The sequence below is a fragment of the Enterobacter sp. Res13-Sevr-PEC09-46 genome (genome assembly GCF_015672585.1).
GTDB classification, from domain to species: Bacteria; Pseudomonadota; Gammaproteobacteria; order Enterobacterales; family Enterobacteriaceae; genus Enterobacter; species Enterobacter hormaechei_C.
In genome coordinates, this window is the sequence record NZ_JADABR010000033.1 from 307625 (window position 1) to 327772 (window position 20148).

General features: G+C 57.4%; 12 protein-coding genes. 8 read left to right on the plus strand and 4 right to left on the minus strand.

Annotation, left to right across the window (positions count from 1 at the left end):
- Window positions 1-100: 100 nt before the first annotated feature.
- Together lptG and lptF are read right to left on the minus strand one after the other, a co-directional pair.
- Window positions 101-1183: an LPS export ABC transporter permease LptG gene (gene lptG / locus IMQ56_RS21490; RefSeq protein WP_001147540.1), complete on the minus strand. Its 1083-nt coding sequence runs from the start codon at window positions 1181-1183 to the stop codon at window positions 101-103.
- Window positions 1183-2283: an LPS export ABC transporter permease LptF gene (lptF, locus tag IMQ56_RS21495; RefSeq protein WP_003861881.1), complete on the minus strand. Its 1101-nt coding sequence runs from the start codon at window positions 2281-2283 to the stop codon at window positions 1183-1185. The genes lptG and lptF overlap by 1 nt, the downstream gene beginning before the upstream one ends.
- A gap of 265 nt (window positions 2284-2548) precedes the next feature.
- Between lptF and pepA the strand changes: the two genes are divergently transcribed.
- The 5 genes from pepA (at window position 2549) to IMQ56_RS21520 (ending at window position 9209) form a co-directional block, all read left to right on the plus strand.
- Complete coding sequence (pepA, locus tag IMQ56_RS21500) at window positions 2549-4060, plus strand: leucyl aminopeptidase (RefSeq protein ID WP_003861882.1); 1512 nt, start codon at window positions 2549-2551, stop codon at window positions 4058-4060.
- A gap of 120 nt (window positions 4061-4180) precedes the next feature.
- A complete protein-coding gene (gene holC / locus IMQ56_RS21505) occupies window positions 4181-4624 on the plus strand; it encodes a DNA polymerase III subunit chi (protein ID WP_003861884.1) in 444 nt (147 codons plus the stop codon).
- A complete protein-coding gene (locus IMQ56_RS21510) occupies window positions 4624-7479 on the plus strand; it encodes a valine--tRNA ligase (RefSeq protein ID WP_015571990.1) in 2856 nt (951 codons plus the stop codon). The genes holC and IMQ56_RS21510 overlap by 1 nt, the downstream gene beginning before the upstream one ends.
- A gap of 123 nt (window positions 7480-7602) precedes the next feature.
- Entirely contained in the window at window positions 7603-8106 is a 504-nt protein-coding gene (locus tag IMQ56_RS21515) for a GNAT family N-acetyltransferase (protein ID WP_003861887.1), read from the plus strand.
- Window positions 8107-8189: 83 nt separating this feature from the next.
- Window positions 8190-9209, plus strand: coding sequence for an NAD(P)-dependent alcohol dehydrogenase (locus IMQ56_RS21520; RefSeq protein WP_196063911.1), 1020 nt, complete (start codon window positions 8190-8192; stop codon window positions 9207-9209).
- 92 nt (window positions 9210-9301) lie between these two features.
- Here the strand turns inward: IMQ56_RS21520 and IMQ56_RS21525 are convergent, their stop codons facing one another.
- Window positions 9302-10948 (minus strand): dihydroxyacetone kinase subunit DhaK, encoded by a 1647-nt coding sequence (locus tag IMQ56_RS21525; RefSeq protein ID WP_032649667.1) that lies wholly within the window; start codon window positions 10946-10948, stop codon window positions 9302-9304.
- 137 nt (window positions 10949-11085) lie between these two features.
- Here IMQ56_RS21525 and IMQ56_RS21530 point away from each other — a divergent pair, with 137 nt between their 5' ends.
- Window positions 11086-12588, plus strand: a complete 1503-nt coding sequence (locus tag IMQ56_RS21530) for a helicase HerA-like C-terminal domain-containing protein (protein WP_048246803.1) — start codon at window positions 11086-11088, stop codon at window positions 12586-12588.
- On the opposite strand, the gene IMQ56_RS21535 is transcribed toward IMQ56_RS21530, so the two are convergent.
- Window positions 12568-13509 (minus strand): TIGR01212 family radical SAM protein, encoded by a 942-nt coding sequence (locus IMQ56_RS21535; protein WP_096152317.1) that lies wholly within the window; start codon window positions 13507-13509, stop codon window positions 12568-12570. The two genes, IMQ56_RS21530 and IMQ56_RS21535, sit on opposite strands and share 21 nt — an antisense overlap.
- A gap of 687 nt (window positions 13510-14196) precedes the next feature.
- On the opposite strand from IMQ56_RS21535, the gene gltB reads away from it, so the two are divergent.
- Together gltB and gltD are read left to right on the plus strand one after the other, a co-directional pair.
- Window positions 14197-18657, plus strand: coding sequence for a glutamate synthase large subunit (gene gltB, locus IMQ56_RS21540; RefSeq protein WP_017382722.1), 4461 nt, complete (start codon window positions 14197-14199; stop codon window positions 18655-18657).
- 9 nt (window positions 18658-18666) lie between these two features.
- Window positions 18667-20085: a glutamate synthase subunit GltD gene (gene gltD, locus IMQ56_RS21545; protein ID WP_017382721.1), complete on the plus strand. Its 1419-nt coding sequence runs from the start codon at window positions 18667-18669 to the stop codon at window positions 20083-20085.
- The last annotated feature ends 63 nt before the right edge of the window (window positions 20086-20148 follow it).

Genomic DNA, 20148 nt, shown 5'->3' on the forward strand with positions numbered 1-20148 from the left:
CAAATTCACGGCGAGGCGTTGAAGGTTGTGAGAAAAAGTGCGGAGTGAAACAGGAGATTAGCCTCGCCCCCGGGCAACCGGGAGCGAGGAAGAAGGTTTATCAGGAGCGTTTTAGCAGCATCCAGAGGCTGATCAGGAAGAAACTGGCGCTCGGCAACAGTGCTCCGATAATTGGCGGAATGCCATACACCAGCGTCAGCGGACCGAAAATCTGATCGAGGACGTAGAACACAAAACCAAAGCTGATACCGGTTACCACGCGAACCCCCATCGGCACGCTACGCAGCGGTCCAAAGATGAACGATAGCGCCATCAGCATCATCACGGCCACGGACAGCGGCTGGAAGATTTTGCTCCACATGTTGAGCTGGTAACGCCCCGCATCCTGTCCGCTCGATTTCAGATACTTCACGTAATTATGCAGACCGCTGATGGAGAGCGCATCGGGATCGAGCGCAACCACCCCAAGCTTGTCCGGCGTCAGGTTGGTTTTCCAGGTACCGCTAACGGTCTGCGAACCGGTGATCTGTTTCGGGTTCGTCAGGTCAGATTCATCAACCTGGGATAACCGCCACAGCTTGTTGTTCGCATCAAATTTAGCGGAGGCGGCATAACGCACCGACTGTAAACGACGATCGTTATTGAAGGCATAGATACTCACGCCGCCCAGTTCATCGTCCCCTTTCACGCGTTCGATATAGACAAAGTTCTGACCATCTTTCGCCCATAATCCCTGCTGCGTGGAGAGCAGTGAACCGCCGTACATAGCCTGAGCACGGTAGTTACGCGCCATCTGTTCGCCCTGTGGCGCGACCCATTCGCCAATCGCCATGGTCAACAGCACCAGCGGGATCGCGGTTTTCATCACCGACAGCGCAACCTGCATACGGGTAAAACCCGATGCCTGCATCACCACCAGCTCGCTACGCTGAGCCAGCATCCCCAGGCCCAGCAGCGCCCCCAACAGGGCCGCCATCGGGAAGAAGATCTGCACATCTTTTGGTACGCTGAGCAGGGTATACATCCCGGCGCCCAACGCGTCGTAACTCCCCTGCCCGGCTTTTTTCAGCTGGTCGACAAATTTGATAATGCCCGAGAGCGACACCAGCATGAACAGGGTCATCATGATGGTGGTGAAAATCGTTTTACCGATATAGCGGTCAAGTACGCCAAACGCCTGCATTAGATGGCTCCTTTACGCGTAAACCGGGCACGAAGACGACGCACAGGCACCGTGTCCCACAAGTTGAGTCCGACTGCCAGCAGCAGATACAAACCATTCACGACCCAGGTCCAGATCATCGGGTCAATTTTTCCTTTCCCGCCGTTAGACTTGATTGAGGTTTGCAGCAGGAAGAACACCAGATACAGCAGCATCGCTGGCAGCATCGACAGCACGCGGCCCTGGCGCGGGTTTACCACGCTCAGCGGAACCACCATCAGCGCCATCATAAATACGGTGAATACCAGCGTGATACGCCAGTGCAGTTCAGCACGCGCACGATCGGTATCGGTATTCATTAAGGTGCGCATATCCATCTGCTCAGTATCCGTGGGATCGAGCGCAACGGCCTGATGGCCAATGATGGCCTGGTAGTTCTGAAAATCGGTAATACGGAAGTCGCGCAGCATAGCCGTGCCTTCGAAACGCGTTCCTTTGTTCAGCGTGACAACCTGAGAGCCGTCTTTACGCTGCGACAGCTGACCGGAGTCCGCCACCACCACAGAAGGCCGAGCGTTACCTTTCGGGCGCAGTTGAGCAAGAAACACGTCATTGAAGCGGTTGCCATCAACGCTTTCGATAAACAGCACGGAGTTACCGTCGGTAGCCTGCTGGAACTGCCCCTGCGCCAGCGCCGCCAGCCCCGGGTTAGCTTTTGCTTCCGCCAGCACCTCATCCTGATGACGAGAGGAGGTCGGCCCTGCCCACATGACGTTAACCGCGGCAACAATGCCCGTAAACAGCGCCAGCACCATGGCTGCTTTTACCAGTACGGCTTTACTGAGGCCGCAGGCATGCATCACGGTGATTTCACTTTCGGTATAGAGCTTACCCAGGGTCATCAGCAGACCAAGGAACAGGCTTAACGGCAGGATAAGCTGCGCCATTTCCGGCACGCCAAGCCCGAGCAGGGAAAGCACCAGATTCGTTGGGATTTCGCCATCAACCGCCGCGCCGAGGATCCTGACCAGCTTCTGACAGAAAAAGATCAGAAGGAGGATAAAGAGGATCGCCAGTTGGCTCTTCAGCGTCTCCCGAACCAGATATCTTATGATTATCACTTTAAATACGCCCGTTAAAACTCGTCTTATGCAGGAATTTAGCTTGTTTCATGGCTTAAACGTCATTTATTCTCTTGAGTCGTCGAAATCATCGCTAAGATTAAAAAACCCGGCGGATTCGCGCTTCATGACATTTATTGACGTGTCGAAACCGTAGTAACGTAAGATTAACACGAAGTCACCACAACGGCGGACATGAGTTACGAAAGGTTTCAATTCTATCCGTAGCCGCCGCCGTTGTCTTTAAGATTCAGGAGCGTAGTGCATGGAGTTCAGTGTAAAAAGCGGTAGCCCGGAGAAACAGCGGAGTGCCTGCATCGTTGTGGGCGTCTTTGAACCACGCCGACTCTCCCCGATCGCCGAGCAACTCGATAAAATCAGCGACGGTTATATCAGCGCCCTGCTGCGCCGTGGCGAACTGGAAGGCAAACCAGGGCAGACCTTGTTGCTGCACCATGTTCCGAACGTCCTGTCCGAGCGTATTCTGCTGATTGGCTGTGGTAAAGAACGTGAGCTTGATGAGCGCCAGTACAAGCAGGTTATTCAGAAAACCATTAATACACTGAATGATACTGGTTCGATGGAAGCCGTCTGCTTCCTGACGGAGCTGCACGTTAAGGGCCGCAACACGTACTGGAAAGTGCGCCAGGCCGTCGAAACCGCAAAAGAGAGCCTCTACAGCTTTGATCAGCTGAAAACCACCAAAAGCGAGCCGCGTCGCCCGCTGCGTAAAATGGTCTTTAACGTGCCAACCCGTCGCGAGCTGACCAGCGGCGAGCGCGCCATTCAGCACGGTCTGGCCATTGCCGCCGGTATTAAAGCGGCAAAAGATCTTGGCAATATGCCGCCAAACATCTGTAACGCCGCGTACCTGGCATCTCAGGCGCGCCAGCTGGCTGACGCCTACAGCAAGAACGTCATCACCCGCGTTATCGGCGAACAGCAGATGAAAGAGCTGGGGATGCACTCTTATCTGGCGGTCGGTAACGGTTCCCAGAACGAATCCCTGATGTCGGTCATTGAGTACAAGGGTAATCCGTCTGAAGATGCGCGTCCCATCGTGCTCGTCGGTAAAGGGCTGACCTTCGACTCCGGCGGTATCTCCATCAAGCCTTCAGAAGGCATGGATGAGATGAAATACGACATGTGCGGCGCGGCGGCGGTTTACGGCGTCATGCGCATGGTCGCGGAACTTCAGTTGCCCATCAACGTGATCGGCGTGCTGGCGGGCTGCGAAAACATGCCTGGCGGCCGCGCTTATCGTCCTGGTGATGTGCTGACCACCATGTCCGGCCAGACCGTTGAGGTGCTGAACACCGACGCCGAAGGCCGTCTGGTGCTGTGCGACGTGCTGACCTACGTTGAGCGTTTCGAACCTGAAGCGGTTATCGACGTGGCTACCCTGACCGGCGCCTGCGTGATCGCGCTGGGCCATCACATCACCGGCCTGATGTCGAACCACAACCCGCTGGCGCATGAGCTGATCGGCGCGTCCGAACAGGCCGGCGACCGCGCGTGGCGTCTGCCGCTGGGGGACGAGTTCCAGGAACAGCTGGAGTCTAATTTCGCAGACATGGCGAACATCGGCGGTCGTCCTGGCGGAGCAATCACCGCAGGCTGCTTCCTGGCGCGTTTCACCCGCAAGTACAACTGGGCGCACCTGGACATCGCGGGGACCGCATGGCGCTCCGGTAAAGCCAAAGGCGCGACCGGACGTCCGGTGGCGCTGCTGTCGCAGTTCCTGCTCAATCGTGCGGGTTTTAACGGCGACGAGTGATGTAAAACGCCGGGTGGCGGCTACGCCTTACCCGGCCTACACGCCACTCAACCGTAGGCCGGGTAAGCGAAGCGCCACCCGGCTTTGCATTTAAATCCACGACAAGAAGCCCCATATATTATGAAGAATGCAACGTTCTACCTTCTGGACAATGACACCCATCAGGATGGCCTCAGCGCCGTTGAACAGCTGGTGTGTGAAATTGCCGCAGAACGTTGGCGCGCAGGTAAACGCGTCCTGATTGCCTGTGAAGATGAGCAGCAGGCGATTCGCCTGGATGAAGCGCTATGGGCGCGCCCGCCGGAGAGTTTTGTTCCGCATAACCTGTCGGGCGAAGGTCCACGCGGCGGGGCACCGGTGGAGATTGCCTGGCCGCAAAAACGCAACAGCAGCGCGCGCGACATTCTCATTAGCTTGCGGACAGACTTTGCAGATTTTGCCACCGCTTTCACAGAAGTGGTAGACTTTGTCCCTTACGAAGAATCCTTGAAACAACTGGCGCGCGAACGCTACAAAGCGTACCGCCTGGCCGGTTTTAACCTGAATACGGCAACCTGGAAATAATGGAAAAGACATATAACCCACGCGATATCGAACAGCCGCTTTACGAGCACTGGGAACAGCAGGGCTATTTCAAGCCTAACGGCGACGAAAGCAAAGAGTCCTTCTGCATCATGATCCCGCCGCCGAACGTCACCGGCAGTTTGCATATGGGGCATGCTTTCCAGCAGACCATCATGGATACCATGATCCGCTACCAGCGCATGCAGGGCAAAAATACCCTGTGGCAGGCGGGGACTGACCACGCGGGTATCGCGACCCAGATGGTGGTTGAGCGTAAAATTGCCGCTGAAGAGGGTAAAACCCGCCACGACTACGGTCGCGACGCGTTCATCGACAAAATCTGGCAGTGGAAGGCAGAATCCGGCGGCACCATTACCCGTCAAATGCGCCGTCTCGGCAACTCCGTAGACTGGGAGCGCGAGCGCTTCACCATGGATGAAGGCCTGTCCAACGCCGTGAAAGAAGTCTTTGTGCGCCTGTACAAAGAAGACCTGATTTATCGTGGCAAGCGCCTGGTCAACTGGGACCCGAAACTGCGCACCGCCATCTCTGACCTGGAAGTGGAAAACCGCGAGTCTAAAGGCTCCATGTGGCACATCCGCTATCCGCTGGCCGACGGCGCAAAAACCGCCGACGGTAAAGATTACCTGGTGGTGGCGACCACCCGTCCGGAAACCCTGCTGGGCGATACCGGCGTGGCCGTTAACCCGGAAGATCCGCGTTATAAAGATCTGATCGGCAAATTCGTGGTGCTGCCGCTGGTGAACCGCCGTATTCCGATTGTGGGCGACGAACACGCCGACATGGAAAAAGGCACCGGCTGCGTGAAAATCACCCCGGCGCATGACTTCAACGACTATGAAGTCGGTCGTCGTCATCAACTTCCGATGATCAACATTCTGACCTTCGACGGCGATATCCGCGAAAGCGCAGAAGTGTATGACACCAAAGGCAACGAATCCGACGTTTATTCCAGCGACATCCCGGCTGAGTTCCAGAAGCTGGAGCGCTTTGCCGCGCGTAAAGCCATCGTAGCCGCCGTTGACGCACTCGGCCTGCTGGAAGAGGTTAAACCTCACGATCTGACCGTGCCGTACGGCGACCGTGGCGGCGTGGTTATCGAGCCAATGCTGACCGACCAGTGGTACGTGCGTGCCGACGTGCTGGCGAAACCGGCTGTGGAAGCGGTTGAGAACGGCAGCATTCAGTTCGTGCCGAAGCAGTACGAAAACATGTACTTCTCCTGGATGCGCGATATTCAGGACTGGTGTATTTCCCGTCAGCTGTGGTGGGGTCACCGTATCCCGGCATGGTACGACAACGAAGGCAATGTCTACGTTGGCCGCACCGAAGAGGAAGTGCGTCAGGAAAACAACCTGGGCGCGGATGTTGCCCTGCGCCAGGACGAAGACGTGCTGGATACCTGGTTCTCCTCCGCGCTGTGGACCTTCTCCACCCTCGGCTGGCCGGAAAACACCGACGCGCTGCGTCAGTTCCACCCAACCAGCGTGATGGTCTCCGGCTTCGACATTATCTTCTTCTGGATTGCCCGCATGATCATGATGACCATGCACTTCATCAAAGACGAAGACGGCAAGCCGCAGGTTCCGTTCCATACCGTCTACATGACCGGCCTGATCCGCGACGACGAAGGCCAGAAGATGTCCAAATCCAAGGGTAACGTTATCGACCCGCTGGATATGGTGGACGGTATCTCTCTGGAAGAGCTGCTGGAAAAACGTACCGGCAACATGATGCAGCCGCAGCTGGCAGAGAAAATCCGCAAGCGTACCGAGAAGCAGTTCCCGAACGGGATCGAATCTCACGGTACCGACGCCCTGCGCTTCACCCTGGCGGCGCTGGCCTCCACCGGTCGTGACATCAACTGGGATATGAAGCGTCTGGAAGGTTACCGTAACTTCTGTAACAAGCTGTGGAACGCCAGCCGCTTCGTGCTGATGAACACCGAAGATCAGGATTGCGGCTTTAACGGCGGCGAAATGACCCTGTCTCTGGCAGACCGCTGGATCCTGGCGGAATTTAACCAGACGGTGAAAGCATTCCGCGACGCGCTGGACAGCTACCGCTTCGACATCGCGGCAGGCATCCTGTACGAATTCACCTGGAACCAGTTCTGCGACTGGTACCTGGAGCTGGCGAAGCCGGTCATGAACGGCGGTTCTGAAGCGGAACTGCGCGGCACGCGTAATACGCTGATTACCGTTCTGGAAGGTCTGCTGCGCCTTGCGCACCCGATCATTCCATTCATCACCGAAACCATCTGGCAGCGCGTGAAGGTGATTGCCGGTATTAATGCCGATACCATCATGCTCCAGCCGTTCCCGGCATTCGACGCCGCGAAAGTGGATGAAGCCGCATCTGCGGATACCGAGTGGCTGAAACAGGCGATCGTTGCGGTACGTAACATCCGCGCGGAAATGAACATCGCTCCGGGTAAACCACTGGAGCTGCTGCTGCGCGGTTGCAGCGAAGCTGCCGTTCGTCGCGTCACCGAGAACAACACCTTCCTGAAAACCATGGCGCGTCTGGAAAGCATCACCGTGCTGCCTGCCGATGACAAAGGTCCGGTTTCCGTGACCAAAATCATCGACGGCGCGGAGCTGCTGATCCCGATGGCGGGCCTGATCGACAAAGATGCGGAGCTGGCGCGTCTGGCGAAAGAAGTGGCGAAAGTCGACGTGGAAATTGGCAAAATCGAAAGCAAACTGGCGAACGAGGGCTTTGTGGCCCGCGCACCGGAAGCGGTCATCGCCAAAGAGCGTGAGCGTCTGGTTGCCTTCGCCGATGCGAAGACCAAACTGATCGAGCAGCAGGCGGTTATCGCGGCGCTGTAATGCTTTTACCCCTTACGCTTCAGGGCGTAAGGGGTATCCTTCCTGAAAACTCCTCGCTTGCACTCCCCTTTCTGCGGTGCTATTAACAGCAGTTGTGTGTCAATTTTTGTCATGAGTAATGCTATGAGCGTGATTACCCCCGTCGCGACGACAATGCGTCGGATCACTGAGCAGGACAACCCGGCTATCGCCGCCGTTATCCGCACGGTTTCTGCCGAATATGGCCTGACCGCCGACAAAGGCTACACCGTGGCCGACCCAAATCTGGACGAACTTTTTCAGCTGTACAGCCAGCCGGGTCATGCCTACTGGGTCATCGAGCAGGACGGCCAGGTCGTGGGCGGCGGCGGCATTGCCCCACTGCTTTGCAGCGAGCCGGATATCTGTGAACTCCAGAAAATGTATTTCCTGCCAACGATACGCGGACAAGGCCTGGCGAAAAAGCTGGCGCTGGTCGCCCTGGAACATGCACGCTCACAGGGCTTTAAACGTTGCTACCTTGAAACCACCGCTTTCCTTAAAGAGGCCATTGGCCTGTATGAACATCTCGGCTTTGAGCATATCGATGCGCCACTGGGCTGCACGGGCCACGTGGACTGCGAAGTCAGGATGCTGAAAAGTCTGTAAGTTTTGTTCCTGCCGTCTTCTGTTAAGCGTCTGTAAACTGAATGCTCTACACTCACAGTTCACACCAAAACAGGGGAAATGCGATGTCGAAGATAAAAAGCTACGCCGCACCGCAGGCGGGTGCAGAACTTGAGCTGTACGAGTACGATGCGGGCGAACTAAAAGCGGAAGACGTCGAAGTACAGGTTGATTACTGCGGGATCTGCCACTCAGATCTCTCGATGATCGACAATGAATGGGGCTTCTCCAGCTATCCGCTGGTGGCCGGGCACGAAGTCATTGGCCGCGTCGTGGCGCTCGGCAGCGCCGCGCAGGACAAAGGGCTGAAAGTGGGCCAGCGCGTGGGTATCGGCTGGACGGCACGCAGCTGCGGCCACTGCGACGCCTGTATCAGCGGCAATCAGATCAACTGCCTTGAGGGCGCTACGCCGACCATCCTGAACAAGGGCGGTTTCGCCGATAAGCTGCGCGCCGACTGGCAATGGGTTATCCCGCTGCCGGACAGCATTGATATTGAATCCGCAGGTCCGCTGCTGTGTGGCGGCATCACCGTCTTTAAACCGCTGCTGATGCATCACATTACCGCCACCAGCCGCGTGGGCGTGATCGGGATTGGCGGGCTGGGGCATATTGCCATCAAGCTGCTGCACGCGATGGGCTGTGAAGTGACGGCGTTTAGCTCTAACCCGGCGAAAGAGCAGGAAGTGCTGGCCATGGGTGCGGATAAAGTGGTAAACAGTCGCGATCCCCAGGCGCTCACCGCTCTGGCAGGCCAGTTTGACCTGATCATCAACACCGTGAACGTCGATCTCGACTGGCAGCCGTACTTTGAAGCCCTGGCCTACGGCGGTAACTTCCACACCGTGGGTGCGGTGATGAAGCCGCTGCCGGTTCCGGCGTTTACCCTGATCGGCGGCGATCGCAGCATATCCGGCTCTGCTACCGGCACACCATATGAGTTACGCAAGCTGATGAAGTTTGCCGGACGCACAAAAGTGGCGCCAACCACCGAGCTGTATCCGATGTCAAAAATCAACGAAGCGATCCAGCACGTGCGCGACGGCAAAGCCCGCTACCGCGTGGTGTTGAAAGCGGATTTCTGATGTGAGATTGCCGGGGAATGTGCAGCCTGATGCCCTCACCCCAACCCTCTCCCACAGGGAGAGGGCGCAAACACTAAAAACGGTAACGGTTGTTACCGTTTTGCATCTACCATGGTCTTAAACACTTCCGCCACCGCGACCGCCCCCGGATCCATCACCCCGTCCAGATTCTCTTTATTCACGTACGACGAGCGTCCCGCGCCGGCTTTCGCCATTTTCGCCGTTGCTTCAGCCCCTTGCTGCGCGGCCTGCGCTGCCGCCTGAATATTGCCTTTCTGTAACGCCTCCAGCGCCGGTTGCAGGGCATCGATCAGCGTACGATCGCCGAGATCTGCACCGCCATACTGCTTCATCTGCGCCAGTCCGCTCAGCAATGCTTCAGGTAGCGACTGTCCATCGTGAAGCTTTTGTCCTGCCGCCGTGAAGAAGATCGACATCAATACGCCGCTCGATCCGCCCATCACCGTTGCCAGCCGCTCCCCCACCAGCAGGAGTAATGTCGGCACGTCGTTAAGGGGCAGGTTGTTCTCCTCAAGTCGCTGCGCAATATCCCGCGCCCCTTGCGCAAAGGTGGAGCCCGTATCGCCATCGCCTACTTTGGCATCCAGCGCGTTAAGGCGATTTTCCAGCTGGATCAATGTTTTCGTTACCGAGGCGACGGCCTCGCTCACCTGCGGATTGTCCGACGGGGTATATTCCACGCGATCATGAAGGGCGCTATGGGGGACGGTACGCAGGGGCGCGAACGCGACGGGCTTCTGCCAGCCCAGCGTCTCGACCTCGGCGTGAATCGCCTTCTCGAAGAAATCGTTGAGCTTTAACAGCGTTAGCGAAAAGCCTTTCATATCCAGCGCACTCACCAGCGGCGCCGGGCCAATCAGATACGCAATGTTCTCTTTCAACGCCGAATGCGCCAGCTCTTTGGTGAGCAGAGCCATCTCCAGCGCTGACACGCCGCCGAGGTTGTTGATCAGCACCGCAAAGCGCCCGTCACCCGCCTGGGCTTTTAGCGGCGTCACCAGCGTATCGATAATCGCCCTGCTGTTCTGCGTATCCACCACCGATGCCCCCGGCTCGCCGTGAATCCCCAGCCCCAGCTCCACGTGGCCTTGCCTGATGCGTCCTTCTTCATCATCGCTACCCGGCAGGTTACAGGTTTGCATCGCAACCCCCAGGCTCCAGAGGTTATCGCAGGCCTGTTGTGCAATATCCCGCACGTCGTTTAGCGATTTCCCCTGTTCTGCCGCATATCCCGCAATCTTATGCACCAGCGCCGTTCCCGCGATACCACGCGGCTGCTTGTTATCCGGTAGGGCGATATCATCCGCCACGATAACCATCTCGACCTTCAGGCCGTAGCGTTTGGCTTTTTCCGCCGCCAGGCCAAAGTTAAGCCGGTCACCGGTGTAGTTTTTCACAATCAGCAGGCAGCCACGATCGCCCGTCACCGCCACAATGGCATTGAGGACCGCATCCACGCTTGGGGAAGCGAACAGATCGCCACACACCGCTGCGGTAAGCATGCCTTTACCGACGAACCCGGCATGTGCCGGTTCATGGCCGGAGCCGCCACCGGAGATCACCGCCACGCGGCTTTTATCCCAGTCGCCGCGAGCCACCACGCGGATGGCCGGATCGATATCCAGTTTGACGAGATTACCGTGCGGCGCGGAGAGAAGTATGCCTTCAATGGCATCGTTGACAAGCTGTTTGCGGTCGTTAAAAAAGAATCTGGACATAGTTTCCCAAAATTTTGTTTACCGTATGCAAAAGCATAGTCCGCACTGGATAATGCGCCGCAAAGTGAGGAATTTACGCAGACATTTTGCCGTCAGGTTGCCTATACTCCACCCAGGACTACGAGAGGACGTGCATCATGAGTACACCATTGTTAATCGCCAGGACGCTGGAAAAAGAGCTGTTTTTACTGCCCGCGATGGCGAACCGTCATGGTCTGATCACCGGCGCGACCGGGACGGGAAAAACCGTCACCCTGCAAAAGCTGGCTGAGTCGTTGTCAGAGACTGGCGTGCCGGTATTTATGGCTGACGTGAAGGGCGATTTAACCGGGGTGGCTCAGGAAGGTGCAGCGTCAGAAAAACTCCTCGAGCGCCTGAAAAATATCGGCATCACCGACTGGACGCCGCACGGTAATCCGGTGGTGGCCTGGGATATCTTCGGCGAAAAAGGCCATCCGGTGCGCGCCACCGTCTCCGACCTCGGCCCGCTGCTGCTGGCCCGTCTGCTTAACCTCAACGACGTGCAGTCCGGGGTACTGAACATTATCTTCCGTATCGCCGACGATCAGGGGCTACTGCTGCTCGACTTCAAAGATCTGCGCGCCATCACCCAGTACATTGGCGATAACGCCAAATCCTTCCAGAACCAGTACGGCAATATCAGCAGCGCCTCGGTGGGCGCCATTCAGCGCGGGCTCCTGACGCTGGAGCAACAGGGTGCCGAACACTTCTTCGGCGAGCCAATGCTGGATATCAAAGACTGGATGCGTACCGACAGCAGCGGCAAAGGCATCATCAACATTCTGAGCGCAGAGAAGCTCTACCAGATGCCGAAGCTTTACGCCGCCAGCCTGCTGTGGATGCTCTCTGAACTGTACGAACAACTGCCGGAAGCAGGCGATCTGGAAAAACCCAAACTGGTGTTCTTCTTTGACGAAGCGCACCTGTTGTTTAACGACGCGCCGCAGGTGCTGCTGGATAAAATTGAACAGGTTATCCGCCTGATCCGCTCCAAGGGTGTCGGGGTCTGGTTTGTGTCGCAAAACCCGTCGGATATTCCGGACAACGTACTGGGGCAGCTGGGTAACCGCGTGCAGCACGCCCTGCGCGCCTTTACGCCGAGAGATCAGAAAGCGGTGAAAGCCGCGGCGCAAACCATGCGTGCCAATCCGGCCTTTGATACCGAAACCGCCATTCAGGCGCTGGGTACCGGTGAAGCGCTGATTTCGTTCCTCGATGCAAAAGGCAGCCCGACAGTTGTCGAGCGTGCGATGGTGATTGCGCCCTGCTCGCGCATGGGGCCGGTAACGGACGATGAACGCAACGGCCTGATTAATCACTCCCCGGTGTACGGGAAGTATGAAGACGAGGTGGATCGCGAATCCGCGTTCGAGATGCTGCAAAAAGGGGTGCAGGCGACTGCCGAATCGCAGGATGCCCCTGCCGCAAAAGGGCAATCTGTTGCCGTGGACGACGGCATTCTCGGCGGGCTGAAAGATATTCTGTTCGGCAGCACCGGGCCACGCGGCGGCAAACGCGATGGCGTGGTTCAGACCATGGCAAAAAGCGCGACGCGTCAGATTACCAACCAGATAGTACGCGGCATGCTGGGAAGTCTGCTAGGCGGCCGTCGCCGGTAGCGGGGGAACCCACGGGCGGCCAAGCGCCGACCCCTGTACACCGTTCTCCTGTAGATAGCGGTCGATTTCCAGCATCCCCGTCCAGCGGTTCTCACACCAGAGCGGTGCCAGAAGCGTTGGGCGGCGGGCGCTGGCCGAGATGCGGTGGTAAACAATCTCCGGAGGCGTGTGGCGAATCATCTCCCCCGCCGTCACCGTATAGTCGTCGAGTTCGATACCACTTAACCGCCCCGCTTCCCAGGCTTTCGCCATTATGCTGCCCTTCACGATATGCAGCGGATGCAGCTTAATGCCATCCACGCCGGTCTCGACGACTTTTTCCAGCGTTTCCAGCCCGTGCTGCTGCCCTTCTCCTGGCAAGCCGACAATCAGATGCGAGCAGACTTTTAATCCACGCTCACGGGCGAGACGCGTGGTGCGCTGGTAGCAGGCGAAATCATGCCCGCGATTGATACGGTGCAGGGTTTTGTCATGCGCGGTCTGCAAGCCCAGCTCCAGCCAGATCTCGTAGCCCTTCTCTTTGTACTCACTAAGTAAATCCAGCACGGCCTCCGGCACGCAGTCCGGACGCGTCCCCACGCACAGCCCGACAATGTTCGCTTGAGCAACCGCCTGCTGATACATCGAGCGCAGTACCTGCACCTCAGCCCACGTGCTGGTGTAGGCCTGGAAATAGGCCAGATACTGCTTCGCGCGATTCACCAGACTCGCCTGATGGGCGAGCTGTTCAGCGATAGATTTATGCTGCTGGGCCTCGTCAGCAAACGAGGCCACGTTACAGAAAGTGCAGCCACCACGCCCGATGGTGCCATCGCGATTCGGGCAGCTAAAGCCGCCGTGCAGCGTCAGTTTGTGAACCTTTTGCCCATAGCGCTGCAAAAGATCCCCACCAAACATATTGACTAATTTCTGTAACTGCATAATCTGATAGACCGTCCCGAAGAAAGGGGACAAGCCTGCCATTTTTAGCCTCTGTCGGCGATGACCTGGATCAATCGCCTTGGACGGCCTTTATCTGTTTGAATAAATAATCACGATTACCGAGATTTCATTCACCCTGTACGTAATTACTTTTCCTTATGTTCTGATGGTTTTTTTCATTTATAGCGCCAGGACTGAAAAACAGTGATTTTATGCGGATTTGAATGCAACACCAGATTAATATTCTGCTATAAATCTGCATTTCAGCACGCTGCATCGATAATACCGCTTTCATATAGTGAGTCAGATCACACTCCCCTGCACCTCCCCGGTGCTTTAAGTGGTTGTAAAAATAGTTAAATACATATTAAAAACAAAAAGATAACTACGCTTTAGCACATTTTTGTATAAATAAGATTGCCATTTGACCTGTGTACCAATTCCCGATAAGTTGGAAATCCGCTGGAAGCTTTCTGGATGAGCGGCCTGCTCATCATATTTATGCAGTAATTGAGATTCCCTCTGAAGCAAGTCCTCAAACTTGTTTACCTGCGCGAAAGGATGAAAAAGAGGGCGAATGCGAGGTCCGCGTATGAAACGCTAACCCCGTCGCCATGCTCTTTCTGCGCCTGTGCGCCACGGTAAAGTTCAGTGGGAAGCCCGACGAGCCTGGGGAGGTTCACTGATATGTTGTACGATAAATCCCTTGAGAAGGATAACTGTGGTTTCGGCCTGATCGCCCACATAGAAGGCGAACCTAGCCACAAGGTAGTGCGTACTGCTATTCACGCACTGGCCCGTATGCAGCACCGTGGCGCCATCCTTGCCGATGGTAAAACCGGCGACGGTTGCGGCCTGCTGCTGCAAAAACCGGATCGTTTCTTCCGTATCGTAGCGGAAGAGCGCGGCTGGCGTTTAGCCAAAAACTACGCTGTCGGTATGCTGTTCCTGAATCAGGATCCTGAAAAAGCTGCCGCCTCACGCCGCATCGTTGAAGAAGAACTTCAGCGTGAAACCCTGTCGATCGTCGGCTGGCGCGATGTGCCAACCAACGAAGGGGTGCTCGGTGAAATCGCCCTCTCCTCGCTGCCTCGTATTGAACAGATTTTTGTCAATGCGCCTGCGGGCTGGCGTCCGCGTGATATGGAACGCCGTCTGTTTATCGCCCGCCGCCGCATTGAAAAACGTCTTCAGGATGATAAAGAGTTCTACGTCTGTAGCCTCTCTAACCTTGTGAACATCTATAAAGGTCTGTGTATGCCGGCTGACCTGCCGCGCTTCTACCTGGACCTGGCGGACCTGCGTCTGGAATCGGCCATTTGCCTGTTCCACCAGCGCTTCTCCACCAACACCGTTCCACGCTGGCCGCTGGCGCAGCCGTTCCGCTACCTGGCGCATAACGGCGAGATCAACACCATCACCGGTAACCGCCAGTGGGCCCGCGCCCGTACCTATAAATTCCAGACGCCGCTGATCCCGGATCTGCACGATGCCGCGCCGTTCGTGAACGAAACCGGCTCGGACTCCAGCTCCATGGATAACATGCTGGAACTGCTGCTGGCGGGCGGGATGGACATCGTGCGCGCCATGCGTCTGCTCGTGCCACCGGCCTGGCAGAACAACCCGGATATGGACCCTGAGCTGCGCGCGTTCTTCGACTTTAACTCCATGCACATGGAGCCGTGGGACGGCCCGGCGGGCATCGTTATGTCCGACGGTCGTTTTGCCGCCTGTAACCTGGACCGTAATGGTCTGCGTCCGGCGCGCTACGTTATTACCAAAGACAAGCTCATCACCTGTGCCTCTGAAGTCGGGATCTGGGATTACCAGCCAGACGAAGTGGTCGAGAAAGGCCGCGTCGGACCGGGCGAGCTGATGGTGATCGACACCCGCGGTGGGCGTATTCTGCATTCCGCCGAAACCGACAACGATCTGAAGAGCCGCCATCCGTACAAAGAGTGGATGGAGAAAAACGTGCGTCGTCTGGTGCCGTTTGAAGATCTGTCGGACGAAGAAGTGGGCAGCCGCGAGCTGGACGATGACACCCTCGCGAGCTTCCAGAAGCAGTTTAACTACAGCGCGGAAGAGCTGGACTCGGTTATCCGCGTGCTCGGTGAAAACGGCCAGGAAGCGGTCGGCTCAATGGGTGACGATACCCCGTTTGCCGTGCTCTCCAGCCAGCCACGCATTATTTATGACTACTTCCGTCAGCAGTTTGCGCAGGTCACTAACCCGCCAATCGATCCGCTGCGCGAAGCCCACGTCATGTCGCTGGCCACCAGCATCGGCCGTGAGATGAACGTCTTCTGTGAAGCTGAAGGCCAGGCGCACCGTCTGACCTTTAAATCACCGATCCTGCTGTACTCCGATTTCAAACAGCTCACCACCATGACCGAGGAGCACTATCGCGCCGACACGCTCGATATCACCTTCGACGTGACCGAAACGAGCCTCGAAGAGACGGTGAACGCGCTGTGCGATAAAGCCGAGCAGATGGTGCGTAACGGCACCGTTCTGCTGGTGCTGTCTGACCGCAACATCGCGAAAAACCGTCTGCCGGTGCCTGCACCCATGGCGGTGGGGGCTATCCAGACGCGTCTGGTGGACAAGAGCCTGCGCTGCGATGCCAACATCATCGTTGAAACCGCGAGCGCGCGCGACCCGCACCACTTTGCGGTGCTGTTAGGCTTTGGCGCCACGGCAATCTACCCGTATCTGGCCTACGAAACGCTGGCCCGCCTGGTAGATACCCGCGCGATCGACAAAGACTACCGCGCTGTGATGCTGAACTACCGTAACGGCATCAACAAAGGTCTGTACAAAATCATGTCCAAAATGGGCATCTCGACCATCGCCTCTTACCGCTGCTCGAAGCTGTTTGAAGCGGTCGGCCTGCATGACGACGTCGCCAACCTCTGCTTCCAGGGCGTGATCAGCCGTATCGGCGGCGCCGGTTTTGCTGACTTCCAGCAGGATCTGGTGAACCTATCGAAACGCGCCTGGCTGGCACGTAAGCCGCTGGAACAGGGCGGCCTGCTGAAATATGTCCACGGGGGTGAGTATCACGCTTATAACCCGGACGTGGTGCGCACGCTGCAACAGGCGGTGCAGAGCGGCGAGTACAGCGATTATCAGCAGTATGCAGAGCTGGTGAATAACCGTCCGGCAGCGACGCTGCGCGATCTCATTGCCCTCAATCCAGGTGATGAAGCGGTCAGCATTGACGAGGTTGAACCCGCGTCTGAGCTGTTCAAACGTTTCGACACCGCGGCGATGTCTATCGGCGCGCTGAGCCCGGAAGCCCACGAAGCGCTGGCGGAAGCCATGAACAGCATCGGCGGCAACTCCAACTCCGGCGAAGGCGGTGAAGATCCGGCCCGCTATGGCACCAATAAAGTGTCCCGTATTAAGCAGGTGGCGTCTGGTCGCTTTGGCGTAACGCCTGCGTACCTGGTTAACGCCGACGTGATTCAGATTAAAGTCGCGCAGGGTGCGAAACCGGGTGAAGGCGGTCAGCTGCCGGGTGATAAAGTCACCCCATACATCGCTAAGCTTCGCTATTCAGTGCCGGGCGTGACGCTGATCTCCCCGCCGCCGCACCACGATATCTACTCTATCGAGGATCTGGCGCAGCTGATTTTCGACCTGAAACAGGTCAACCCGAAAGCGATGATCTCCGTGAAGCTGGTTTCCGAACCGGGCGTTGGCACCATTGCCACCGGCGTGGCGAAAGCCTATGCGGATCTGATCACCATCGCCGGTTACGACGGCGGCACCGGCGCAAGCCCGCTCTCCTCCGTGAAATACGCGGGTTGTCCGTGGGAGCTTGGCCTGGTGGAAACCCAGCAGGCGCTGGTCGCTAACGGCCTGCGTCACAAGATCCGTTTGCAGGTGGACGGCGGACTGAAAACCGGCCTCGACATCATCAAAGCGGCGATTCTGGGAGCGGAAAGCTTCGGCTTTGGTACCGGCCCAATGGTTGCGCTCGGCTGTAAATACCTGCGTATTTGCCACCTGAACAACTGTGCAACGGGCGTTGCTACCCAGGACGAAAAGCTGCGTAAAAATCACTACCACGGCCTGCCGTTCAAAGTGACCAACTACTTTGACTTCATCGCCCGTGAAACCCGCGAGCTGATGGCGCAGCTGGGCGTGAAGCGTCTGGTAGACCTGATTGGCCGTACCGACCTGTTGAAAGAGCTTGAGGGCTTCACGGCCAAGCAGCAGAAGCTGGAGCTGTCTAAGCTGCTGGAAACCGCTCAGCCGCATCCTGGCAAAGCGGTTTACTGTACCGAGAACAACCCGCCGTTCGACAACGGCGTTCTGAACGCACAGCTGCTGCAACAGGCGAAGCCGTATGTGGATGAGAAGCAGAGCAAAACGTTCTGGTTTGATATCCGCAACACCGACCGTTCCGTGGGTGCGTCCCTCTCCGGTTACATCGCGCAAACGCACGGTGACCAGGGTCTGGCGTCGGATCCGATTACCGCGCACTTCAGCGGTACCGCGGGTCAGAGCTTCGGCGTGTGGAACGCAGGCGGAGTTGAGTTATACCTGACCGGCGATGCCAACGACTACGTCGGAAAAGGCATGGCGGGCGGTCTGCTGGCGGTGCGTCCTCCGGTTGGTTCAGCCTTCCGCAGCCATGAAGCGAGCATCATCGGCAATACCTGTCTGTACGGCGCAACCGGCGGTCGTCTGTTTGCCGCGGGCCGTGCGGGCGAACGTTTTGCGGTGCGTAACTCCGGCGCCATCACCGTGGTGGAAGGCATCGGCGATAACGGCTGTGAATACATGACGGGCGGAATTGTGTGCGTCCTGGGTAAAACCGGCGTGAACTTTGGCGCGGGCATGACGGGCGGTTTTGCCTACGTCCTGGATGAAGACGGTGAGTTCCGCAAACGCGTGAACCCGGAGCTGGTGGAAGTGCTGGACGTTGATACGCTGGCCATCCACGAAGAACACCTGCGCGGTTTAATTACCGAACACGTGCAGCATACCGGTTCTTCGCGCGGCGAAGAGATCCTGGCCAACTGGCCGGCGTTCTCTGCGAAATTCGCGCTGGTGAAGCCGAAGTCCAGCGATGTTAAAGCCCTGTTGGGTCACCGTAGTCGTAGCGCAGCAGAGCTGCGCGTGCAGGCGCAGTAAGGAATTCAGATGAGCCAGAACGTTTACCAGTTTATCGACCTTCAGCGTGTTGATCCGCCAAAGAAACCGCTGAAGATCCGTAAAATTGAATTTGTTGAAATCTATGAGCCGTTTTCAGAAGGCCAGGCCAAAGCACAGGCAGACCGCTGCCTGTCCTGCGGTAACCCTTACTGCGAATGGAAGTGTCCGGTCCATAACTACATCCCGAACTGGCTGAAGCTGGCCAACGAAGGGCGTATTTTTGAAGCCGCCGAGCTGTCTCATCAGACCAACACCCTGCCGGAAGTGTGCGGCCGCGTGTGCCCTCAGGATCGTCTGTGTGAAGGCTCCTGTACGCTGAACGACGAGTTTGGCGCGGTAACCATCGGCAACATCGAACGCTATATCAACGATAAAGCGTTCGAGATGGGCTGGCGCCCGGATATGACCGGTGTGCGTCAAACCGACAAGCGCGTAGCGATTATCGGCGCGGGCCCGGCAGGCCTGGCCTGTGCGGACGTGCTGACCCGTAACGGCGTGAAGGCGGTGGTCTTTGATCGCCACCCGGAGATTGGCGGCCTGCTGACCTTCGGTATCCCGGCCTTCAAGCTGGAGAAAGAGGTGATGACCCGCCGCCGCGAAATCTTCACCGGCATGGGCATTGAGTTCAAACTCAACACCGAAGTGGGCCGCGACGTGCAGCTCGACGACCTGCTGAAAGATTACGACGCCGTGTTCCTGGGCGTAGGCACTTATCAGTCCATGCGCGGTGGTCTGGAGAACGAAGATGCGCCGGGCGTGTACGACGCGCTGCCGTTCCTGATTGCGAATACCAAACAGCTAATGGGCTACGGCGAGACCGCCGATGAGCCGTTCGTCAGCATGGAAGGCAAACGCGTGGTGGTGCTGGGCGGCGGTGATACCGCGATGGACTGCGTGCGTACCTCCATTCGCCAGAATGCGGCGCATGTCATCTGTGCCTACCGTCGTGACGAAGAGAACATGCCGGGCTCTAAGCGCGAAGTGAAAAACGCACGTGAAGAGGGCGTCGAGTTCCAGTTCAACATCCAGCCTCTGGGTATTGAAGTGAATGCCAACGGTAAAGTGAGCGGCGTGAAGATGGCGCGCACGGAGATGGGTGCGCCAGATGCGAAAGGCCGTCGTCGCGCGGAGATCGTGGCCGGTTCTGAACACGTGATCCCGGCTGACGCCGTGGTGATGGCGTTTGGTTTCCGCCCTCACAGCATGGAGTGGCTGGCGAAGCACAGCGTAGAGCTGGACTCTCAGGGCCGCATCATTGCGCCAGAAGGCAGCGATAACGCGTTCCAGACCAGCAACCCGAAAATCTTCGCCGGTGGCGACATCGTTCGCGGCTCTGACCTGGTGGTCACGGCGATTGCCGAAGGCCGTAAAGCGGCTGACGGGATCATGAACTTCCTGGAAGTGTAAGCCCCTCTGACTCCCCGGCAGAAGCATAAAGCGGAACGCTGGGGAGCCTGTTTTCAGTAGCCT